The 21598-nt window shown below is 64.3% G+C and carries 15 protein-coding genes and 1 pseudogene; 6 read left to right on the top strand and 10 right to left on the bottom strand.

Annotated features, from left to right (window positions below; translation table 11 throughout):
- The first annotated feature begins 47 nt into the window (after positions 1–47).
- From IC761_RS25670 to IC761_RS25655, 4 genes and pseudogenes are all read left to right on the top strand, one after another.
- Positions 48–1646: a GMC family oxidoreductase gene (locus tag IC761_RS25670; protein WP_195799474.1), complete on the top strand. Its 1599-nt coding sequence runs from the start codon at positions 48–50 to the stop codon at positions 1644–1646.
- A gap of 7 nt (positions 1647–1653) precedes the next feature.
- Complete coding sequence (locus tag IC761_RS25665; protein ID WP_195799473.1) at positions 1654–2103, top strand: hypothetical protein; 450 nt, start codon at positions 1654–1656, stop codon at positions 2101–2103.
- An 89-nt stretch (positions 2104–2192) separates the two neighbouring features.
- Positions 2193–3212 (top strand): S1C family serine protease, encoded by a 1020-nt coding sequence (locus tag IC761_RS25660; protein ID WP_195799472.1) that lies wholly within the window; start codon positions 2193–2195, stop codon positions 3210–3212.
- 59 nt (positions 3213–3271) lie between these two features.
- Positions 3272–4995, top strand: a pseudogene (locus IC761_RS25655) (FAD-dependent oxidoreductase).
- Between the two features lie 137 nt (positions 4996–5132).
- Here IC761_RS25655 and IC761_RS25650 read toward each other — a convergent pair.
- Together IC761_RS25650 and IC761_RS25645 are read right to left on the bottom strand one after the other, a co-directional pair.
- Positions 5133–8609, bottom strand: coding sequence for an indolepyruvate ferredoxin oxidoreductase family protein (locus tag IC761_RS25650; protein ID WP_195799471.1), 3477 nt, complete (start codon positions 8607–8609; stop codon positions 5133–5135).
- Positions 8610–8796: 187 nt separating this feature from the next.
- Complete coding sequence (locus IC761_RS25645) at positions 8797–12258, bottom strand: beta strand repeat-containing protein (RefSeq protein WP_195799470.1); 3462 nt, start codon at positions 12256–12258, stop codon at positions 8797–8799.
- Positions 12259–12667: 409 nt separating this feature from the next.
- Here IC761_RS25645 and IC761_RS25640 point away from each other — a divergent pair, with 409 nt between their 5' ends.
- The gene (locus IC761_RS25640; RefSeq protein WP_195799469.1) at positions 12668–13366 is read left to right on the top strand and encodes a cysteine hydrolase family protein; all 699 of its coding nucleotides are present in this window, start codon (positions 12668–12670) and stop codon (positions 13364–13366) included.
- 10 nt (positions 13367–13376) lie between these two features.
- Positions 13377–15029, top strand: coding sequence for a regulator (locus IC761_RS25635; RefSeq protein ID WP_195799468.1), 1653 nt, complete (start codon positions 13377–13379; stop codon positions 15027–15029).
- A 53-nt stretch (positions 15030–15082) separates the two neighbouring features.
- On the opposite strand, the gene IC761_RS25630 is transcribed toward IC761_RS25635, so the two are convergent.
- From IC761_RS25630 to IC761_RS25595, 8 genes are all read right to left on the bottom strand, one after another.
- On the bottom strand, positions 15083–15922 hold the full coding sequence (locus tag IC761_RS25630) for a carbohydrate ABC transporter permease (protein ID WP_438265053.1): 840 nt from the start codon (positions 15920–15922) through the stop codon (positions 15083–15085).
- The gene (locus tag IC761_RS25625; protein ID WP_195799467.1) at positions 15919–16857 is read right to left on the bottom strand and encodes a carbohydrate ABC transporter permease; all 939 of its coding nucleotides are present in this window, start codon (positions 16855–16857) and stop codon (positions 15919–15921) included. Before IC761_RS25625 ends, IC761_RS25630 begins: the two co-directional genes overlap by 4 nt.
- Positions 16854–18179, bottom strand: coding sequence for an ABC transporter substrate-binding protein (locus IC761_RS25620; RefSeq protein WP_195799466.1), 1326 nt, complete (start codon positions 18177–18179; stop codon positions 16854–16856). The genes IC761_RS25625 and IC761_RS25620 overlap by 4 nt, the downstream gene beginning before the upstream one ends.
- A gap of 85 nt (positions 18180–18264) precedes the next feature.
- Positions 18265–19044: a sulfur oxidation c-type cytochrome SoxA gene (soxA, locus tag IC761_RS25615; protein ID WP_195799465.1), complete on the bottom strand. Its 780-nt coding sequence runs from the start codon at positions 19042–19044 to the stop codon at positions 18265–18267.
- Positions 19041–19358 carry a thiosulfate oxidation carrier complex protein SoxZ gene (gene soxZ, locus IC761_RS25610; RefSeq protein ID WP_195799464.1) on the bottom strand — a complete coding sequence of 106 codons (318 nt, stop codon included), beginning with the start codon at positions 19356–19358 and terminating at the stop codon, positions 19041–19043. Before soxZ ends, soxA begins: the two co-directional genes overlap by 4 nt.
- Positions 19358–19825, bottom strand: a complete 468-nt coding sequence (locus tag IC761_RS25605) for a SoxY-related AACIE arm protein (RefSeq protein ID WP_195799463.1) — start codon at positions 19823–19825, stop codon at positions 19358–19360. The genes soxZ and IC761_RS25605 overlap by 1 nt, the downstream gene beginning before the upstream one ends.
- A gap of 8 nt (positions 19826–19833) precedes the next feature.
- Positions 19834–20286: a sulfur oxidation c-type cytochrome SoxX gene (soxX, locus tag IC761_RS25600; RefSeq protein WP_195799462.1), complete on the bottom strand. Its 453-nt coding sequence runs from the start codon at positions 20284–20286 to the stop codon at positions 19834–19836.
- Positions 20279–21562 carry an NAD(P)/FAD-dependent oxidoreductase gene (locus tag IC761_RS25595; RefSeq protein ID WP_195799461.1) on the bottom strand — a complete coding sequence of 428 codons (1284 nt, stop codon included), beginning with the start codon at positions 21560–21562 and terminating at the stop codon, positions 20279–20281. The genes soxX and IC761_RS25595 overlap by 8 nt, the downstream gene beginning before the upstream one ends.
- Positions 21563–21598 lie beyond the last annotated feature (36 nt).

Genomic DNA, 21598 nt, shown 5'->3' with positions numbered 1-21598 from the left:
TGGCCGAATCGCCCGGGAAGCGGCGAGGGCGGGAGGAAAGAAGCTCGATGAACGATCCCGTAGACGTCCTGATCATCGGCGCCGGCGCGTCTGGCGCCGCGGTCGCGTGGTCGCTGGCCGAGACCAAGATGCACATTCTCTGCCTGGAGCAGGGCGGCTGGATGAACCCGGCGGAATATCCGAGCACGGGCCGCGACTGGGAGGCCAAGTTCTACGGCGAATGGTCGTCGAGCCCCAACGTCCGCGGCCGGCCCGAGGATTATCCGATCAATGACGACAATTCGCCGATCAAGGTCGTGAACTATAATGCCGTCGGCGGCTCGACCGTGATGTACACCGCGCACTGGCCGCGGCTGCATCCCTCCGATTTCAAGGTGAAGACGCTGGACGGCGTCGCCGACGACTGGCCGATCGACTACGACGCGCTGACCCCGTTCTTCGAAGAGAACGACCGCATGATGGGTACGTCGGGGTTATCAGGCGATCCGCTGTCGCCGCTGACACATCCGCCGATGCCGCAGCAGCCGATGGGATTGTCCGGCGCCATCATCGGCAAGGCGATGAACAAGCTCGGCTGGCACTGGTGGCCGTCGGATACGACGGTCGCGACCATGGATTATGAGGGCCGTGCGCGCTGCATCAATCTCGGCCATTGCACGCCGGCCTGCGCGCAAGGCGCAAAGTCCTCGACCGACATCACCTATTGGCCGCACGCGGTCCGCGCCGGCGTCGAGCTCCGCACCCATTGCCGGGTGCGGGAGATTACCACCGACGAGAACGGCATGGCCTCGGGCGTGGTCTATTACGACAAGGACGGCGTCGAGCAGTTCCAGCCGGCTCATGTCGTGATCATCGCCTGCAATGGCGTCGGCACGCCGCGGCTGCTGCTCAACTCGAAGTCGAGCCGCTTTCCGAACGGCCTTGCCAATTCGTCGGGGCTCGTCGGCAAGAACCTGATGTTCCATCCCTATGCGCAGATCTACGGCTATGTGAAGGAGCCGACCGACTCTAACCGCGCACCGCCGACCTGCCTGTGGAGCAAGGAGTGGTACGACACGGACCTGTCGCGCGGCTTCGTGCGCGGCTACGGCGTCCAGTTCGTGCGTGGCGCAGGTCCCGTGTTCGAGGCTGTCGTCAGCGAGCAGAAGGGCATTCTGCCCTGGGGCGCCGACCACCATCGCGTTTTTCGCAAGCTCAACGGCCACAGGCTCGGCTTCTCCGCGATCTGTGAGGACCTGCCCGAGGAGCATAATCAGGTCACGCTTGATCCGGTGTTGAAGGACAGCCACGGCATTCCCGCGCCGAAGATCGACTACACGATCTCTGAGAACAGCCGGAAGATGATGGACCATGCGCTCGCGCGCGGCCGCGAGGTTTTGGAAATGGCAGGCGCGACCGATATCTGCATTAACTCGCCGATCCCGTGGGGCGGCTGGCACCTGCTCGGTACCGCGCGGATGGGCACCGATGCCAAGAGGTCCGTCGTCAATGAATGGGGCCGCGCGCACGACGTGAAAAACCTCTTCATCGTCGACGGCAGCATTTTCGTCACCTCGGGCGGCGTGAATCCGACGTCCACCATCCAGGCGCTTGCGCTCTACATCGCTGATCAGATGAAAAGCCGCCTTGCCAATCTGTTCGATTGAGGCCGTCATGTCCGCAGACAGTCAATTGACACGCGTCCAATGCAGCGATCTTCGCACCATTGCTGCGATGATCGTTCCAACCAGCGACGAGTACAAGGTGCCTGGCGCCGACGATCCTGCGATCCAGGCAGACATCCTTGCGACGCTCGGCCGCGACACCAAATTGGTGGCAGCGGCGCTGGACCATCTGGCGCGGCTCGCAGGCCAACCGCTTGCCGAGCTCGATGCCGCTAGGCGCGATGCAGTGGCGCAGCAGTTCCGAGCGACCGGCGGCGCGGCCGCCGCGACCCTCGTCCGCGTCGTCTTGCAATGCTACTACCGCGACGATCGCGTGCTGCGATCGCTTGGGCTGGAGCTGCGCGCACCGTTCCCCAAGGGCTATGTGCTGCCGGATGGCGACTGGTCGCTGCTCGATCCGGTCAAGGCCAGGTCAGGCACGCTGCGGCGCGCGCCCTAGCTACCTGGGCAGTCCGGCCTTGCCCCCGGTGGGCCACTTGCGGGAGAGAGATCAGGCCACCATCTGTGTGAGCCTCAAGGACTCTTGCCATGTTGGATTTTACCTCAGATATCGCCGATGACGGTTCGTCATCGCGAACGGCGGCGGCTGTTCCGGTCGATGACCGGACCTTGCTGGACGCCTATTCCAATGCCGTGATCGACGTCACCGACCGCGTCGGCCCCGCGGTCGTGCGCGTCGAGACCGGGCCAAAGACGCCGAACGGCCGCGAGCGCGGTGGGCTCGGCTCGGGCATCGTGATCTCGCCGGACGGGCTCGTGCTCACCAACAGCCATGTGGTCGGCTCCTCCAAGGAGATCCGGCTGCGGGATGTCGAGGGCCATGTTGGAGACGCCCAGGTGCTCGGTGTTGATCCGGACACCGACCTGGCATTGCTGCGCGCCAACGGCGTGCGCGACTTGCCCTATGCCGCGCTCGGCAACTCCAAGAGCCTGCGCCGCGGCCAGCTCGTGATTGCGATCGGCAATCCGCTCGGCTTCGAGTCGACCGTGACCGCGGGCGTGGTCTCGGCGCTGGGCCGTTCGATCCGTTCGGTCAGCGGCCGTACCATCGAAGACGTGATCCAGACCGATGCCGCACTCAATCCCGGCAATTCCGGCGGTCCGCTGGTGTCGTCGAATGCCGAGGTGATCGGCATCAACACCGCCATCATCAACGGCGCGCAAGGCATCTGCTTCGCGGTGGCCAGCAACACCGCGCAATTCGTGCTGTCTGAGATCATCCGCCACGGTTACGTCCGCCGCGCCTTCATCGGCGTGGCCGGGCAGACCGCGCCGGTCCCGCGGCGGCACGCTGTGCTGGCCGGCGTCGAGAACAGGATGGGCGCGCTGCTGGCGCAGATCGAACCGGACGGCCCGGCAGCGAAAGCGGGCCTGCTGCCCGGCGATGTCGTGATCAGGCTCGACGGTGTCGAGATCAACGGGGTCGACGACCTGATCCGTGTGCTCGACCGTGACCGGATCGGCCGACGGCTCGCCGTGGACGTGCTGCGGCTTGGCCGCCTGCGGGCGATCGACATCGATCCGATCGAGCGCAAGCCGCAGCGCTAGCCTCTGACGCCCCAGGCGGGGTATGACGATGTCATGCCTTGTCCCGGGAAACTCGCCGCATGATGCCGGCGCATGAGATCTACGACGTCATTGTCATCGGTGCCGGCGCGGGCGGCATGACGGCTGCGGCGGTGGCCGCCGCCGAAGGCCTTCGCGTGCTGTTGATCGAGAAGACCGCCTTTGTCGGCGGCACCACCGCCTGGTCCGGCGGCATGGTCTGGATTCCCGCCAATCCCAAGATGAGAGAGGCGGGCCTCTCCGACAGCGTCGCTGACGCCGTTCAATATTTGTCGAGCACGGTGCCCGAGCCCGCCAATGCCAGCCTGCGCGCCGCCTTCCTTGCGCGCGGGCCAGAGGCTGTCGCCTATCTCGAGAACAGGACAGAGGTGCGGCTCCAGCCTGTGAAAGCATATCCCGATTATTATCCGGAACGGCTGGGCGCGACGTCCGGCGGGCGTGTGCTGGAGCCGGTTGCTTTCGACGGCATGCGGCTGGGCAAAAACTTCGCGCGGCTGCGGCCACCGCTGCCGGAGTTCACGCTGTTCGGCGGGATGATGGTCAACCGGCTCGACATCCCGCATCTACGCAAGGCCGGAAAATCGCTGCGCTCGACCCTGCGCGCGGCCAGGCTCGTCTCCGAATACGCGTTGCAGCGGCTTCGCTCGCCGCGCGGCACGACGCTGCATCTCGGCAATGCGCTCGCGGCACGGCTATACGCCTCACTGCTGGCGCGGCAGGTCGAGATCCTCTTCAGCACTGACGTTGAGGATCTCTCGATGCAGGGTGATCGCGTCAGCGGTGTGGTGATCCGCCACGGCTCACGTGATCGCCTGATTGCCGCGCGCCGTGGCGTTGTCCTGGCGACCGGCGGCTTCTCGCACGATCCGGCCTTGCGCAAACGTTTCTTTCCGCCGGCTGTAGGCTTTGTCTCGGCGACCAGCACGTCCGGCACCGGCGACGGGCTTCGGCTCGCGACCGCGGCCGGCGCTGCGCTCAACGCCGATGCGACGAGTCCGGCCTATTGGGTGCCGGCCTCGCTGTTCACCCGCGCCGACGGCAGCCGAGGCGTCTTCCCGCATACGGTCACCGACCGCGCCAAGCCCGGCCTGATTGCCGTCAACGCGGCCGGCCGTCGCTTCGTCAACGAGGCGCTGTCCTACCACGAGTTCGTGTTTGCCATGCTCCGCAACGGCAATGGCGAGCTGGACCGCCGTTCTATCTGATCTGCGACCGGCAATTCCTGTGGAGCTACGGCGTCGGCCGCATCAAGCCGTTTACGCGCAACATTCTGCGCTATGTCGCGAGCGGCGAATTGATCGAGGCGGCGGACATCGCGCAGCTCGCGGCGAAGATCGGCATCAAGCCGCCCGCGCTCACAGCGACGGTTGCAAATTACAACGCCGATGCAAAGGAGGGCCGCGATCCTGAATTCGGCCGCGGCAGCACTATCTATCAGCGCCACCTTGGCGATGCCGCTCACAGGCCGAACCCTTGCGTCGCGCCCATCGTCCGCGCGCCGTTCTTCGCGATGCGGATCTATCCGGCCGATCTCGGCACCGCCATTGGGATGAAAGTGGATGCGCAGGCACGCGTGTTGCGCGAGAACGGCACGCCGGTCGCGGGGCTCTATGCCTGCGGCAATGACATGGGCTCGATCATGAACGGCAACTATCCTGGGCCAGGGATCACACTCGGGCCGGCGCTGACGTTCGGGTATATCGCTGGGCGGCATCTTGCGGAGGGTGTGGCGGCCGGGATGAGTGCGGAAACGGCCTCTATCTGACTGTCGCTGGGCCGTCTCCACAATCACCGTCATTGCGAGCGAAGGAAGCAATCCAGGCTGCCTCCGCGGAGGGATTCTGGATTGCTTCGCAGCAAGGGCTCCTCGCAATGACGTGGAGAGAACTCGGGCTTTCCCCGCTACTCCGCCGCTGCCGCGAAGCGGCTGTTTTCCAGCTCCGCTTCCAGTCGCGCTTTCTCCGCTGCCGCCAACTTGATATTGGCTTCCTTGACGTGACCGAAGCCGCGAATCGTCTCGGGCACGCGCGCGAGCCTTGCCAGCAGCGGGATCTGCTCCGCCTTCAGCCCGGCCGTCCGCTGGTCGATCATGCCGAGATAATCCGCGACCAGCTTCCGCTCCATCCGGCGTTCCTCGGTACGGCCGAACGGATCGAACGCTCCGCCGCGCAGGAACTTCAGCATGGCGAGCACGCGAAACGCGTGGATCATCCAGCCGCCGAACTCCTTCTTCTTGAGATGCCCGGTGGTCTTGTCGCGCTGCGCGAAGATCGGCGGAGCCAGGTGGTATTTCAGTGTGAAGTTGCCGTCGAATTTTTCGGACACCTTCTTGGCAAAGCTGCCATCAGTATAGAGCCGTGCGACCTCGTACTCGTCCTTGTAGGACATCAGCTTGAACAGATTCTTGGCCACCGCCTCGGTTAGCTCTGTGGACGCGGGCAAGGCAGCGGTCTCCGCCTTGCGCACCTTGGCGACGGCCGCGAGGTAGCGATCTGCGTAGGCCTTGTCCTGATAGCCGGCCAAAAACTCCGCGCGGGTCGCGATGATGTCGTCGAGCGATCTTGTCGGCGCGGACGCCCGGCTCTTGAACTGGAGCACGCTGCGCACCCGCGACATGTCGTGGGCGGCGAGGCGCCCCCAGGTGAAAGCGAGCTTGTTCATCTCGATCGCGGCGCCGTTGATCTCGATGGCACGGAGCAGGGCTTCGAGCGAGAGCGGGATAGTGCCCTTCTGGAAGGCGAAGCCGAGCATGAAGGGGTTGGTCGCGATGCTGTCGCCCATCAGCGCCGCGGCAATGCCCGTCGCGTCGATGATGTCGAGATTCTTGTCGCCGACGGCGTCGCGCAGCACCGTTTGCATCGTGCCCATCTCGAAATCGAGATCGGGGTTTTGCACAAAGCTCGCGGTCGGCTGGAGGTCGGCATTGACATAGGCCTTGGTCACGCCCCGCTCGGCACGGCTGAGTGCGGACGGGCCGGCCGAGACGACCATGTCGCAGCCGAGGATCACGTCGGCGCCGCCGGTGGCGATGCGGACGGCGGAGATGTCCTCCGGCTTCGGTGCGATGCGGACATGGCTCATCACCGCGCCGTTCTTCTGCGACAGGCCGGTAAAATCCAACGCCGAGCAGCCGCGGCCGTCAACATGGGCTGCCATGCCGAGCAGCGCGCCGATGGTGATGACCCCTGTGCCGCCGATGCCAGTGACGAGGATGTTGTAGGGCGCGTCGAGCTCACGCGCCGGCGGCAGCGGCAGGTCGGCGAACAGCTGTCCGGAATCGACCGAAGAGGTCTTGAGGCGCTTCAGCGAACCGCCATGCACGGTCACAAAACTCGGGCAAAAGCCCTCGACGCAGGAAAAATCCTTGTTGCAGTTCGACTGGTCGATCTGGCGTTTGCGGCCGAACTCGGTTTCCAGTGGCTGTACTGAGACGCAGTTCGAGGCTTGCGAGCAATCTCCGCAGCCTTCGCAGACGAGATCGTTGATGAAGGCGCGCTTGGCGGGATCGGGATAGAGCCCGCGCTTGCGGCGGCGGCGCTTTTCCGCGGCGCAGGTCTGGTCGTAGATGACGACCGTCAGGCCTTTGATGTCGCGCAGCTCGCGCTGCACAGCATCGAGCTCGCGGCGGTGATGGATGGTCGCGCCTTGCGGGAAGTAGTTGCCCTTGGGGTACTTAGTCGGATCGTCCGAGACGATCGCGAGGCGCTTGACGCCTTCGGCCCAGACCTGGCGCGCGATCTGCGCGACGTTGAAACCGCCCTCGGCCGGCTGGCCCCCGGTCATCGCAACGGCGTCGTTGTAGAGGATTTTGTAGGTGATATTGATGCCGGCGGCCGACGCGGCACGAAGGGCAAGAAGCCCGGAATGAGTGTAGGTGCCATCGCCGAGATTCTGAAAAATGTGCTTCTCGTTCGTGAAGGGCGACTGGCCGATCCAGTTCACGCCCTCCGCGCCCATATGCGAGATCAGATCGGTGCGGCGCGTCGGCATGCTCAGGGCCATGCCGTGGCAGCCGATGCCGGCCATCGCGCGGCTGCCTTCGGGCACGCGGGTCGAGGAGTTGTGCGGGCAGCCCGAGCAGAAGAACGGCGTGCGCGCCAGCTTGATCGGCGCGCTGGTGGTGACGGGTTTGTCGAAGGCTTCGAGCCGCGCCAGCCGCTGCTCCAGCATCGGGCTGTGATGGCCGAGCTTGCGTAAGCGCGCCACCAACGCGGACGCAACGATGGTCGGCGTCAACTCCCCTTCGCTCGGCAGCAGCGGCGCCCCGCTCTCATCGCGTTTTCCCGTGACGGTCGGGCGCTTCGACGCATCGACATTGTAGAGGATTCGCATCAGCTGGTCTTCGATGAAGCCGCGCTTCTCCTCGACCACCAGCACGTCCTGAAGCCCTTCGGCGAAGCGCCGCGCGCCGCTTTCCTCCAGTGGCCAGGTCAGCGCGACCTTGTAGATGCGCAAGCCCAGATCCTGTGCGTCCTTGTCGGTTATGCCGAGATCGGCGAGCGCCTGGCGGAGGTCGAGATAGGCCTTGCCGGTCGCGACAATGCCGAGCCGCGCCGGCTTTGAATCCAGCACGATACGGTCAAGCTGGTTGGCGCGGGCAAAAGCCTGCACCGCCGCCATTTTCGGGCCGAACAGGCGCCGCTCGGCCTCCAGCGGCGGGTCGGGCCAGCGGATGTTGAGGCCGCCGGGCGGCATCTCGAAATCATCGGGCAGCCTGATCTGGATGCGTTCTGGATCGCTGTAGATGGACGCGGAGCTTTCCACGGTCTCGCTGATCGCCTTGAAGCCGACCCAGCAGCCGGAGAAGCGCGACAGCGCAAAACCGTAGAGGCCGAGATCGAGATAGTCCTGGAGGGTGGCCGGATTGATCACGGGGATCAACGCTGCCGCGAACACCTGCTCGCTCTGATGCGCCAGCGTGGAGGACTGGCAGCCATGGTCGTCGCCGGCGAGCGCCAGCACACCGCCATTGAGCGAGGTGCCGGCCGCATTGGCGTGCTTGAGCGCATCGACGGAACGGTCGACGCCGGGGCCCTTGCCGTACCAGATGCCGAACACGCCATCGACCCTGGCGCCGGGAAACAGCCCGACCTGCTGGCTGCCCCAGACCGCGGTCGCCGCCAGATCCTCGTTCAGGCCAGGCACGAAGGCGATGTCGTGTTGCTGGAGGTGCGACTTCGCGCGCCACAGCGCGTGGTCGTACATGCCGAGCGGGGAGCCGCGATAGCCCGAGATGAAGCCGCCGGTGTTGAGCCCCTGAAGCCGGTCGCGTTCGCGCTGCAACATGGGCAGGCGGACCAAGGCTTGTGTACCGGACAGGAAGATCCGCTTCGATTCGAGCCGGTATTTGTCGTCCAGCTCGACCTGCATCAGCGTCATTTCAAGGGCCTTTGTTGTCTGATCCAGTCGGGGATTTTGCGCCGCGGTATGAGGTGCGGCTTGCGAAGCGGGATGAGACAGTCAAAAGCATGGGCCGGCGAAGTCAATATCGCGGGCCGCATCCGTGGCGCTCCTGCTCGTCATGGCTTGTCGCGGAGGACAGCAGGCACACGATCCGGAAAGCGCGTCAGGTGTGCGGCGACGACAGGAACGTCGCGGCTGCCGCACCCGTCAGCGCAGGATCGGTGACGAGCGTGCCGCTGTGGAAATCGCTCCAGGCATGGAAATCCGCCGCGGCATACTGACCCAGCAGGGTTATCGCGGAGCTGTGAGTGCCGTCGCTCACCGTGAGCAGTCCGCCACTGTTGTCCGGGTTGGCGGCATAGCCGAGCGTCGTGCTGGCGCCGAACGCGACATTGGTGAGGTCGATGCCGACCTTCACTGCGAGATTCGCGAAAGGCTTCGTGAAGCCAGAGAGGTCCGGCGGTCTCGCGTTACCGTCCGCGAAGACCGCGCCATTCTGGTTCTCCTGGACGACAGCGAGCGAATCCACATTGTGCACGTTATAATCGGCATGGACGGCATAACTGAACACCAGCTTGGTTGGATCGCCCAGCGCTGCGGTCGCGGCCGCGTCGTAGGTGGCCGTCCCGCCGTCGTTGAGCGTCAAGGTCGGCGTGCCGCCCGTCACGGTCACGGCCCGGCTCATGCTGAAAGTGAGCGTGATGACATCGCCGGGCTCCTCGGTTCCGCTCGAAGGCGAGGCCGAGGCTGAAATGACTCCCGTCGCCGGCGTCGAAACCGCGATGCCCGGAAAGTTCGTGAATGCCCCGGAAAGATCGGGACCGTGCCCCGCCGCATCGAAGATGATGGCGCCGTTCTGGTCGCCGCGCACAACGGACAGGCCGTTCGCTATCAAGTCCGATGCCTGAACGGTGTATTTGAATATCAGCTTGGTCGGATCGTCTAGCGCCGCGGTCGCGGCCGCGTCATAGACCGCCGTCCCGCGGTTGTTGAGCGTGAACGTCGGTGTGCCGCCCCAGACCGTGACGGGCCCGCTCATGGTCATCGTGAACACGACGGTGTTGCCGGGGAATTCGAACGCACTCGCGGGCGAAGCAACGAAGGACGTCACCGTCACCGGCGGCGTCGCGTCGATCTGAATGCCCGGGAATCCGGTCAGCGTCCCGGAGAAATCGGAGGCCGCACCGCTGAGATCCAGGATCGCAGCGCCGTTCTGGCTGCCGAACGCGACGTACAGGGGGTTAATGCTGCTCACCGACCCATCCGACGCCGCGACCGTGTAGCTGAAAATCAGCTTGGTTGGATCGCCGAGGGCTGCGGTCGCTGCGGCATCATAAACGGCCGTCCCGCTGTTGCTGAGCTTCAGCGTCGGCGTTCCCCCCGAGACCGTCACGGCGCGGTCCATGCCGATCGTGAATGTCATGGTATCGCCGACATGCTCGACACCGCCGGCAGGTAATGCGACCACGGAGACGACCGTCGCACCCGACTGAACCTGGATGGCCGGGAAACTGGTGAAGGCGCCCGTGAAGTCCGGCCCGTGTCCGGCCGCATCGACGATGACGGCGCCGTTCTGGTCGCCGCCCACGATCGCGAGGCCGTTTGTCGGCGAGTCCGACGCCGCAACCGTGTAGCTGAGAACCATCTTGGTCGGATCGCCCAGCGCCGCGGTCGCGGCCGCGTCATAGACCGCCGTCCCGCCATTGTTGAGCGTGAACGTCGGTGTGCCGCCTGACACGGTGATGTCCTGGTTGAACACCAGCGTCAGCGTGATGGTCTGGCCAATCTGCTCGACGCCGCTCCCCGGCGAGGCAACGACCGCCGTGACGGCGGTCGGCCGGACCGACAGGCCGGGAAGGCTTACGGACAGGCCGCTATAGTCAGCGGCATTGCCGGCGAGGTCCGTGATGGTCGCGCCGTTCAGGTTGTGGTCCACGACAGCGAGGGCGTCGACGGGAGCGTCCGACGCGCCGACTGTGTAGGTGAACGCGAGTTTGCTCGGATCCCCCAGCGCCGCGGTCGCGGCCGCGTTATAGGTCGCAGTTCCTCCGTCGTTGAGGGTCAGGGTCGGCGTGCCGCCCGAAACCCGCATGGCCTCGCTGGACGAAAGGATGAGCGTAATCGTCTGGCCGAGATGTTCCGCTCCGTTGCTCGGCGACGTGCCGACTGACACGACCGGAGGCGTCGTGTCGAGCGTCGCAGCGAATACGGGTGATGTTCCCGTTCCCGCCTGCGCGGTCAGGTTGTTGGTGCCCTGCGCCAGGGTCAGGCCGGCGAGGCTCCAATGGCCATCGGCCGTCGCCGTGGTCGTGCCGACCAGCGTCGTCCCGTTGTAGACCGATATCGTCCGCGCTGCGTCCGCGACGTCAATCGTGCCGTTGACCGTCACAGTCGGCGCGTTGGTCAGACCATCACTCGCGGTCGCTCCGGTGTCAGGGGAAATACCCGTGATCGTCAGGACGAGAGGCGGAACAACAAAACCGCTCCCGGTAATCTCGAACACCGTGCCGTTGTTGTTCGCCCCGCCGTACTCGGTCGTGCCGAACAGGTTGCCGTTGCCATCGGCAATCAAGCTTCCGAACGGCTGGGCACCGTTGCTGGAGGTGAAGTCGACCAACGTGGTGGGGGTGCTGGCATAGCCGCTGTCGGTCTTGGCGATCTTGAACACGGTCCCATAACCATTCGCCCCGCCGGCGGATGTCGTGCCGAACAGGTTGCCGTTGGCATCGATGATCAGGCTTCCGAACGGCTGGGCGCCATTGCTGGAGCCGAAGCTAACCAGCGTGGTGGGGGTACTGGCATAGCCGCTGCCGGTCTTGGCGATCTCGAACACTGTCCCATAACCATGCGTCCCGTCCCCGGTTGTCGTGCCGAACAGGTTGCCGTTGGCATCCATGATCAGGCCGCCGTGCGGGTAGCCGCTACCGTCATTTTGGAAGCTGACCAGCGTGGTGGGGGCGCTGGCATAGCCACTCCCCGACTTGGCGATCTCGAACACCGTGCCGCCGCCGTAGTTCGCCCCACCGTCAGTCGTCGTGCCGAACAGGTTACCATTGGCATCGACGATCAGGCCGCCGAGCGGCTTGTAGCCATTGCTGAAGTTGAAGGTGACCAGCGTGGTGGGGGCGCTGGCATAGCCGCTCCCCGTCTTGACGATCTCGAACACTGTCCCATACCCATAACCAGTCGGCCCGCCGTTGGACGTCGTCCCAAACAGGTTGCCGTTGGCATCGGCAACCAGCTCGCTGTTCGGGGAGCCACTGTAGCTGCCGAAATTGGTTAGCGTGGTGGGTGCGCTCGTGTAGCCGCTGCCGTTGTGGACGATCTCGAATACCGAGCCATAATTGTATATCTGCGCGCCGAACAGGTTGCCGTTGGCGTCGGCGATCAGACCGCTCTGCGGGTAAGCGCCGTTGTTGAGGTTGAAGGTCACCAACGTGGTGGGGGCGCTCGCGTAGCCGCCTTCGGTCTTGGCGATCTCGAACACCGTGCCGTCATCATTTGCCCCGCCGCGGGATGTCGTGCCGAACAAATTGCCGTTGCTATCAAAGATCAGTGCCCCGTACAGCGGAGAGCGGCCGTTGATGCCGTTGAAATTCACCAGAATCGTCAGCGTGGCAGTCATGGTCTTTCTCCTCCCCAGCGAATTGCGCTGGGCATGTTGCTTCGGCGCCGCGGCGGATCAGCTCCGCTGCAGCTTCCGACATGGTTGAACGCTGACGGTGATTGCCCCTTGAACCTGCGAGCCCGGCACGTCCGCTACATACGTTATCGTTAACGTCGTTATGTTATGTTTTCGCAACGTTGACGTGAAAGAGCCAAGCAGCGTAATCGGTCCTGCTTTTGCCGCTCATCTCTTGAGCAAATGCACGTCGTAAAGTCGTCGCACAGCGAATGAGCAACCGAGTTTGCCTTCGATAACGCCCTGACAGCGCAGCAAATTTCTCCGCACCGCGCGACCGGTCGCTATTGTACACAATGGCACGGCGCTTGCAGAACTCCTGGCAAAGAGAGTTCTCGCGGGGGCCTGCGTCATGTTGAACTCAACCAAGCCGACACAGGGCGTCATCAGCGCCGAGCCAGAGCCGATCGAGCTCGACTTGTCGAGCACGGCGCTTGTCATCATCGACATGCAGCGCGATTTCATGGAGCCGGGCGGCTTCGGCGAGACGCTCGGCAACGACGTCAGCCAGCTTGCGCGCGCGGTGAAGCCGATCGGCGCGGTGCTGCAAGCCGCGCGCGAGACCGGCATGCTGGTGGTCCACACCCGCGAGGGACATCTGCCTGATCTGTCCGACGCGCCGCCTGCGAAGATCGAGCGCGGCGCGCCGAGCCTTCGCATCGGCGATCCCGGCCCGATGGGCCGCATTCTGATCCGCGGCGAAGCCGGACACGACATCATTCCCGAGCTCTATCCGCTCGACAGTGAAGTCGTGATCGACAAGCCCGGCAAGGGCGCGTTCTACGCCACCGAGCTCACCGACGTGCTGGAGAAATACGGTATCGAAAACCTTCTGGTGTGCGGCGTCACCACCGAAGTGTGCGTCAACACCACCGTGCGCGAGGCCAATGACCGCGGCTATCGCTGCGTCGTCATCTCCGATGGCTGCGCGTCCTACTTCCCCGAGTTTCACGAGATGGGCCTGAAGATGATCAAGGCCCAGGGCGGCATCTTCGGCTGGGTCGCGGACTCAGCCGCAGTCTTGGAGGCAATGAAGACTTCGACCACATAGGGGAGCTACCATGAGCACATTGACGGGGACGGCCGGCAAGTCCGAGTTCAAGCCGGCACTATGGACATCGGGCGACTGGAACGCGTTTTTCGGCTTCGGCACCAACATCCTCGTCAACATGCTGGTGCTCACGGGCCTGTTGCGCTTCGTTTTGAAGATGCCGGACTCACTGGTGTTCGGCCGCATCCTGCCCGCGCTGGGGCTGATGATGTGCCTCTCGACCTTCTACTATGCGTTCCTTGCCTATCGCCTCGCGCAGAAGACCGGCCGCAGCGATGTCTGCGCGCTGCCTTCGGGCGTCAGCGTGCCGCACATGTTCATCGTCACCTTCGTGATCATGCTTCCGGTCACGCTCAAGACCGGCGATCCCTTGAAGGGCTGGTCGGCCGGCCTGGTCTGGGTGTTTTTCCAGAGCTTCATCCTGATGATCGGCGGCTTCATCGCGCCCTTTATCCGGAAAATCACCCCGCGCGCCGCGCTGCTCGGCACGCTCGCAGGCGTCTCGCTGACCTTCATCGCGATGCGTCCGGCGCTCGAGATGTATATGACACCGCAGATCGGTCTGGTCTGCTTCGCCGTCATCCTAGTGAGTTGGTTCGGTGGGGTGAAATATCCGAAGAGCATTCCGGCCGGTCTGGTCGCGATCGTGGTCGGCATGATCATCGCCTGGGGCTCGAACCTGTTCGGTCTCGGCCTTGGCGGATTGAGCATCAAGGGCGTCGGTGATGCCTTCGCCAATTTCGGCTTCTCGGTGCCGATCCCCGCGGCGAACTATGTCTTCTCCGGCTTCGAATATCTTGGCGTCATCCTGGTGACTGCGATTCCCTTCGGCATCTATGACCTCGTCGAGGCCATGGACAACGTCGAGAGCGCGGAAGCTGCCGGCGACGAATATCCGACCACCCGGGTGCTGACCGCCGATGGCGTCGTCAGCCTGATCGGTTGCCTGATGGGCAATCCCTTCATCAACGCGGTCTATATCGGTCATCCCGGCTGGAAAGCGATGGGCGGCCGGATTGGCTATTCGGCAGCGACCGGCATCATGGTGGTGGTTCTGTCCTGGTTCGGCGTCATCTCGGTGCTGCTGGCGCTGGTGCCTGTCGTCGCGATATCGCCGATCCTGCTCTATATCGGCATGCTGATGACCGCGCAGGCCTTCCAGACCACGCCGGCGAAGCACGCGCCCGCGGTGGCGCTGGCCTTCACACCGCATCTTGCCGCCTGGGCCAAGCTCCAGATCGACACGATGCTGGGCTCGACGATGAATGCGGCGGCAACGGTCGGCGGCATGGCCGCCGACAAGGCCGATGCGGTCAAGACCGCAGCGATCGCCGCACTGCCGCAGCAGGGTGTGTTCTATCACGGCCTCGAAGTCATGGGCGGTGGTTCCATCCTGGGCGGCCTGATCCTGGGCGCGATCGGCGTCTTCATCATCGAGCGGGACTTCGAAAAGGCATCAGCCTTCGCACTGGTCGGTGCGGTCCTGACCTATTTCGGCTTCATGCACGGTGAAGCCGTCGGCATCGGCGGCGGCTTTGGCGTGACGCCGGCGGTCGCCTTCGCCTATGCCGTGATGGCGGCTGGCCTGTTCGCGGCCAGCAAGCTCGGCGCCAGCGAGCACTATGCCGCGCATCCGGAGATGCATGCGGCACCCGCGGAGTAGGCTCCACAAAGCAAAAACGGCCGGGCGATGTCATGTCGCCCGGCCTCTTCTTTTTATCCACCCTTGACGGCCCCCGCCGTGAGCCCGGCGACGATCTGCCGCTGGGCGAGCACCGTCAGCAGCAATACCGGGAACGTCACGATCAGCGCGGCGGCCGCCAGCGGGCCCCAGCTCAGCTGGTCGAACGAGATCATGTTGTAGACGGCGACCGGCAATGTGCGCGTCTCACGTCCTGCCAGCACAATGCCGAAGACAAAATTGTTCCAGGAGAAGATCACCGCGAGGATGAAGGCGACCGCAATGCCGGGCTTTGCGATCGGTAGCGCAACGTGCCGGAACACCTGCCATCGCGTCGCGCCGTCGATCAGAGCGGCTTCCTCAAGCTCCATCGGCGTCGTCTCGAAATAGCCGATCATGATCCAGATCACGATCGGCACCGTCACCACGAGGTGGATGATGATCTGCGGCACCAGCGTGCCGAGCAGTCCGAGCCACTGGAACAGCAGGAACAGCGGGATCAGGTAAGACAGTCCCGGCGTGATGCGGGCGATCAGGATCACGATCGCAGATTTGTGCGCGGCCATGCGCGCGATGCCGTAGCCGGCGGGTACGCCGACCAGCAGCGCCAGCGCGGTTGCGCTGCCGGTCACGATCAGGCTGTTGATGAAATAGGTCAGGAAGCGGTTGGAGGCGAGCACGTCGGCATAATTCTTCCATGCGATGTGCTCGGGGATGAACACCGGCGGATAGGCGGCATTGTCGACCTCGAATTTGAGCGAGAGCGAGGCCATCCAGAGGAAGAACAGGATCGCCGGCGACACGATGGCGAACACCGCGAGCCAGAGGCCGATCCTGCCGATGATCTGACGTGGGTTGATTGGGCTTGGGTTCATGCGCCCTTCGCGATTTCGGTCCACACCATGCGCTGGCGCATGTAGAGCATCACGGCAGCGAGTGCGACGATGAGGAGAAAGAACACGACCGCGATCGCCGAGCCGTAGCCGATGTCGTAGTAGGTGAAGGCGACGCTGTAGAGGTAGATGTTGATCGTCTCCGACGCCGAACCCGGTCCGCCCTGCGTGATCGCGAAGATGATGTCAAAACTTTTCACCGCATCGATCATGCGGATCATGCCGGCGATGAACAGGAACGGCATGATCAGCGGCAGGGTGATGAAACGAAATACCTGCCAGAAGCTGGCACCGTCGATTTGCGCGCTCTCATAGGGCTCGGTCGGGATCGCGGCGAGTCCGCCGAGCACGATGAGCATGACCAGCGGGGTCCATTGCCAGGTCTCGACCAGCACCAGCGAGGGAATGACGGTGGCGGGATGAAACACCCAGAGCTGTGGTGGAATGCCGACCAGCGACAGCAGATAGTTCAGCACGCCGAGCTGCGGGTGGAACATCATGGTCCAGACCAGCGCGATTGCCACGGGCGTTGCCATCATCGGCATGATGAAGATACCGCGCAGGAAGCCGCGGCCGGCGAATTTCTGGTGAAAGACCACGGCCGCCAGCGTGCCGAGCACCAGCGGCAGCAGTACCGACAGCAACGTATAGAATATCGTGTGGCCGACAGCCTCGATGAAGCGCGGGTCGCTCGTCAGCCGCAGATAGTTCGAGAAGCCGACGAAGGTGGTCGGCGAGCCGACCTTCCACTCATTCAGGCTCATCCAGATGGTGAAGACCCAGGGGAAGATGATGATTGCGAGCACGACGACGAGCGCCGGCACCACGAAGGGCCAGTAGGACGGCGGCCGCAACTCATTCTCCGGCGCGGTCGCGCTGCGCGCCGCGGCCGGAGCAGATTGTGTCAACGCACTCACGCTTTTTCGCTGCGCTCCAGGATCGGCCGGTACTGGTCGTTGGCCTTCTTCAACTCGGTAGCAGGATCGGCGCCGGACAGGGTTGCGGTCAGCGCCGCACCGACGATGTCGCGGAATTCGGCGACCGGGATCACCACGGGCAGGCCGAGCTTGCTGATCTTGCCGGAATCGATCACCGATTGCAGCCACTCCTTGGGCATCTTCACGCCGCTCTGCACCTCCGGATCGTTCAGGATCGAATTGCGGAACGGCACGCCGCCGCCGGCCTGCAACAGCCGCGCGCCCTGCCGCTTCGAGACGATCCATTGGCAGAGCAGGTAGGCGGCCTCCTTGTTCTTACTCGCGGCGGCAATGCCGATGCCGTCGCCATAGGTGGCCGAATACTGCCCCTTCGGTCCGGCCGGCACGACGGTGTAGCCGACCTTGCCGACCACGCGCGAGGCGGCGGGATCCTCGAGCGGCGGCGCCCAGCCGACGCCGTCGATCCACATCGCCGAACGTCCCTGCGTGAACGAGGCCATCGACTCCATCCAGTTGAAGCCGGCGACGCCCGGTGGAGCGACCTTCGTCAGCAGGGTCTGATACAGCTTGGTCGCAGCAACGGCCTCCGGTCCATCGGTCAGGATGTTGCCCTTGGCATCGAGGAATTCGCCACCATAGTTGAGGAAGAAGTTGGTCCACAGCGTCATGTTGGCGTTGCGCAGGCCGCGGCCGACGAAGCCGAATGTGCCGTCCTTCGGATCGGTCAGCTTCTCGGCAGCCGCGACCATCTCATCGAGGGTCTTCGGGACCGCGACGCCCTTCTTCTGGAACAGCTCCTTGTTGTAGTAGAGGATGAAATAGTCGACCGACCAGGGCAGCGACAGCATCTGGCCCTTGTCGTTCTTGGCGTATTGCAGGCCGGCAGCCGAGAAGTCGCTCTCGACGAGATCGGGCGCGGTCAGCGTCGGGTCCTTCATGTAGGGCGTCATGTCGGCGAGCCAGCCGGCCTTCTCGAACTGACGCTTCTGCACATGATAGCTGAGATGGACGACGTCGAAGCTCGGCCGTCCCGACGTCAGCTCGATCACGACCTTCTGGCGCTGCTGCTGCTCCGGGATCTGCTCGGACTCGACCTGGATGCCCGTGAGCTCGGTGAACTCCTTGACGTATTTTTGCAGATTGTCGCCGCGCGGGCCCTTGGCGAGGATTACCTCCAGCTTGGTCCCTGCATATTTCTTCCAGTTGACCTCGGCGCGCGCCGGCACCCCGGTGAGGCTGAGCGCGCCGGCTGCGGCGGTCCCTTTCAGAAGCGTGCGGCGCGAAATGGTGTGGTCAGCCATTGTATCCCTCCCTGTGACTCGTTTTGTTTGGAGGGGATAGTAGCGTCCGCGCGGCGCGTGCCTAGTCCCAATCTTGGGATGCGGATTATGGCCGCACGGCCGGCGTTTCCATTGGCAGGCCGCGCGCCCGCGACATCAGATAGAGCTCGAGCGCGACCAGCTCGGGTGCGCCATAGTCATAGGCCTGGGCGCGGACACCGGTCATGCAACTTCGCAGCCGACGCTCGAGCGACCCCAGCGTCTGCCACTCGAGGCGGTAGAGCGGATAGCCGGTCGGTTGTGCCTGTGTGATCGGCGATCCAGCGAGACGCTTGTCGAAATTGTCGTCATGACAATTGGTGCAGGCGAGATTGAGCTGGCCCTCGCGCTGCATGAACAGCGCGCGGCCCTGCTCGACGAAAGGCTTTGCTTGCGGATCGTCTCCCGCGGTGATCGCGACGCCGCGCGATTGATGCGCGACGAAGGCGGACAGTGCCAGCAGGTCTCGGCTCTCATAGGAGAGCGGCTCGGCTTGCTGGTGATTGGCGCGACAGAGGTTGATGCGTTGGTCGAGCGTGACGGGACGCCCCTCCGTCTTGTCAAAAGCGGGATAGCGCGCCGCGACACCCTTCATGCTGTTGCGTGCATCGCCATGGCAGTCCGCGCAGGCCTTGTCAGCACTGCCTGTTTTCTTCCTCCACAGCGCCTCGCCGTCGAGCACGAACAGCATGCCAGGATTGGACGTGTCGTCATCCTGCATGGCGCGCGTGTCGAGGCCCATGAAGGAATAGCCGGAGCGGCGCGCCTCGGGCGGGATCTCGCCGGCAAACAGGGCAGGGGCGGTTGCAAGAAATGCCGCCGCGGCTATCGCGCGCCCAATATTCATTCGACCGTGATCGATGCCGATGCGGTGGACGAATAGCCGTTGTCGCCGATCCATTCGAACTCGAACTTGCCGCTCTCCTTCGCGACCGTGAAGAAGGACAAATAAGGATTGGCCGCGATCGCCGGAAACAGATCGGCGCGAAAGATCTCGGTGCCGTTGTAGCGGCAGGTAAAGGTCGTGATGATGTCGCGCGGCACCAGCGCGCCGCCCATGGTGCGGCGGAAGCCGGTCTCCATGATGTGCGAGGTCAGCGTGCGGATCTCGATGACGTCGCCGCGTTTGGCTTTGGTTGGAACGTTGATGAGGGCGGCCATCAGTTCACCTCCTCGGTGCAGGCGGCCAGCGTCACGACGACCTCCGTCGCGACCTGCCAGAAGCTGTCGTCGGAGAGCCGGGCGATCGCGACCACCTTCTGGGTGTCGGCGAGCCGGATCCGCGTCGAGATCTGGGCCCGGCCGGAGGAGGGGTTCAGATAGAAATTACCGATGTTCGGTTGCGGGTTCTTCTCGTTGAAGACGTGGATGCTCTTGACGTAATCATCAGCGGTCATCGGGCTCGCGACGCTCACCGTCATCGGCACCGTATTGCCGTTCTCGACCAGCGGCGGAATGTCGATCTTGACCTTGCCGATGCGCAACTGCGCTTCGCCGACGACGTTGCGGATCGCGGTGTTGAGCATCGCAGGCGTCGCCTCCAGCGGCCGCAGCGTGACAATGGGGATCGTTCCCGCGACGGTGATGCCGCCGGCGATGCCCAAGAATTGTCGTCGTGTCGTCGGCATGAACAGTCCTAGTCCCGAAGCGTTGCAAGATAGGCCACGATGTCCTCGATCTCTGCGGCCGACAAGATCGGCTTGCCGACATAATTGCGTCCCACGCGGACGAACCCGTCATCACGGTAATAGGATGGCATGATGGTCTCCGGATTGAAGCGCGAGGCATCGACCAGCCGAAGCCGCAACTGGCCCGCCGACCACCAGTTCCCGGTGCCGGTGAGATCGGGCGCCAGGTCACCCTGGAACCGCACCTCCGGGAACGGACCGGAATGACAGAGGATACAGGTCGTCGTGCGCGCCAGCACCAACTCGCGTCCATGCGCGGGATCGCCCGGCGTGCCTGTGAGTGGCTCGGGGATGGTGTCTCCGATGATTTTGTAGGGCACGAGCTCTTCAGCTCCTGCTCCGCAAGCCAAGCCAAGGCCGGCGGCGATCAGCGCTGCGGTATGGAGGGATGATCTAGCCAAAGGTGTCCGCCGTGATGGTTTGAAACCAGCGCTCCGCCTCTTCCGCCTCGCGGGCACGCAGCTCGCGCGGCGCATCGACCGGGCTCGTCGCGCCGCCTTCCACTTCAGTGAAGATGTCGCCCTTGGGCTGGTAGTTGCCGGCCAGCGAAAAGCCGTAACCGGGTGCGACCGTGTTGTAGCAGACGCCGGTCAGGCGCGGTGTTTCCGGCGCACGGCCCGCGAGCAGGTTGACGATCGCTGCCGCGCAAGCCTTGCCTTGCGCACTCGCGGCCGAGGCCGATTTGGGAATGCCGCCGCCGAGGCAGGCGTCGCCGATGACATGGAGGTTCGAAATGAGCTTGGACTCGAAGCTGACGGGATCGATCGGGCACCAGCCCGTCGCATCCGTTGCACCCGCAATCTCGGCGATATGCCCGGCCCGCTGCGGCGGAATGACGTTGGCGACATCGGGAGTATAGTTGCCGAACTCGGTGATGATGGTTCTCGTCGACGGATCGACCGAGGTGACGCGGCCGCCTTGCGACAGCGCCACGCGCTCGATCATGTCGCCGTAGAGTTCCTTCCACGCCTTCTCGAACAATCGCTGCTGCGAAAAATTGTCCTTGGCATCGAGGATCAAGACTTTCGAGCGCGGCTTCTTCGTCTTCAGATAATGCGCGATCAGGCTGGCGCGCTCGTAAGGCGCGGGCGGGCAACGTGAGGGATTGGCGGGGATCGCAATGGCGACCGTGCCGCCATCCGACATCGCTTCCAGCTGCCGGCGGAGCAACAGCGTCTGCGCGCCGGCCTTCCAGGCGTGCGGCATCTTTTCCGATGTGGCCTCATCGTAGCCGGGAAGAGCGTCAAAGTGGAAGTCGATGCCGGGTGACAGCACGAGGCGGTCATAGGGCAGCGCAACCCCATCGGCCGTCATGACGCTGCGCTGCTGCGGCGCGATTGTGGTCACGGCCTGGCCGATCACGGTGACGCCCTCGGCGGCGATCTTGTCGTAGTCAAACCGCTGCGCTTCGATGTCGCGCAGGCCCGCGATCACTTCGTTGCTGAAGGGGCAGGAGGTGAAAACCGCATTGGGTTCGATCAGGATGACCTGCAAGCTGTCCTGTGCACGCTTCAGCGCCCGGGCACACGCTGCGCCACCGAAGCCGCCGCCGACCACGACGACACGGCCTGAAGATTGCGCGCGCAAGACCTGTGGCCGCGCCAATGTCGCGGCCGCCGCGGTGAGGCCGAACACGGCAGTCCGCCGTGTCAGCGGGCGCGTGGTCATCAGGATCATCCAGGCAAAAGGCCGCGGCGGCCGTAATGGCCGCCG

The organism is Bradyrhizobium commune (genome assembly GCF_015624505.1).
GTDB classification, from domain to species: domain Bacteria; phylum Pseudomonadota; class Alphaproteobacteria; order Rhizobiales; family Xanthobacteraceae; genus Bradyrhizobium; species Bradyrhizobium commune.
This window is presented reverse-complemented; position numbering and strand designations above follow the sequence as displayed.

What these genes read in the sequence shown, in the direction of transcription:
- IC761_RS25605 (WP_195799463.1), bottom strand. Translation starts at nt 19,825, where the DNA reads ATGCCGACGACACGACGACAATTCTTGGGCATCGCCGGCGGCATCACC.
- soxZ (WP_195799464.1), bottom strand. Translation starts at nt 19,358, where the DNA reads ATGGCCGCCCTCATCAACGTTCCAACCAAAGCCAAACGCGGCGACGTC.
- IC761_RS25635 (WP_195799468.1), top strand. Translation starts at nt 13,377, where the DNA reads ATGAGCACATTGACGGGGACGGCCGGCAAGTCCGAGTTCAAGCCGGCA.
- IC761_RS25650 (WP_195799471.1), bottom strand. Translation starts at nt 8,609, where the DNA reads ATGACGCTGATGCAGGTCGAGCTGGACGACAAATACCGGCTCGAATCG.
- soxA (WP_195799465.1), bottom strand. Translation starts at nt 19,044, where the DNA reads ATGAATATTGGGCGCGCGATAGCCGCGGCGGCATTTCTTGCAACCGCC.
- IC761_RS25670 (WP_195799474.1), top strand. Translation starts at nt 48, where the DNA reads ATGAACGATCCCGTAGACGTCCTGATCATCGGCGCCGGCGCGTCTGGC.
- IC761_RS25640 (WP_195799469.1), top strand. Translation starts at nt 12,668, where the DNA reads ATGTTGAACTCAACCAAGCCGACACAGGGCGTCATCAGCGCCGAGCCA.
- IC761_RS25660 (WP_195799472.1), top strand. Translation starts at nt 2,193, where the DNA reads ATGTTGGATTTTACCTCAGATATCGCCGATGACGGTTCGTCATCGCGA.
- IC761_RS25645 (WP_195799470.1), bottom strand. Translation starts at nt 12,258, where the DNA reads ATGACTGCCACGCTGACGATTCTGGTGAATTTCAACGGCATCAACGGC.
- IC761_RS25620 (WP_195799466.1), bottom strand. Translation starts at nt 18,179, where the DNA reads ATGGCTGACCACACCATTTCGCGCCGCACGCTTCTGAAAGGGACCGCC.
- IC761_RS25595 (WP_195799461.1), bottom strand. Translation starts at nt 21,562, where the DNA reads ATGATCCTGATGACCACGCGCCCGCTGACACGGCGGACTGCCGTGTTC.
- IC761_RS25665 (WP_195799473.1), top strand. Translation starts at nt 1,654, where the DNA reads ATGTCCGCAGACAGTCAATTGACACGCGTCCAATGCAGCGATCTTCGC.
- IC761_RS25630 (WP_438265053.1), bottom strand. Translation starts at nt 15,922, where the DNA reads ATGAACCCAAGCCCAATCAACCCACGTCAGATCATCGGCAGGATCGGC.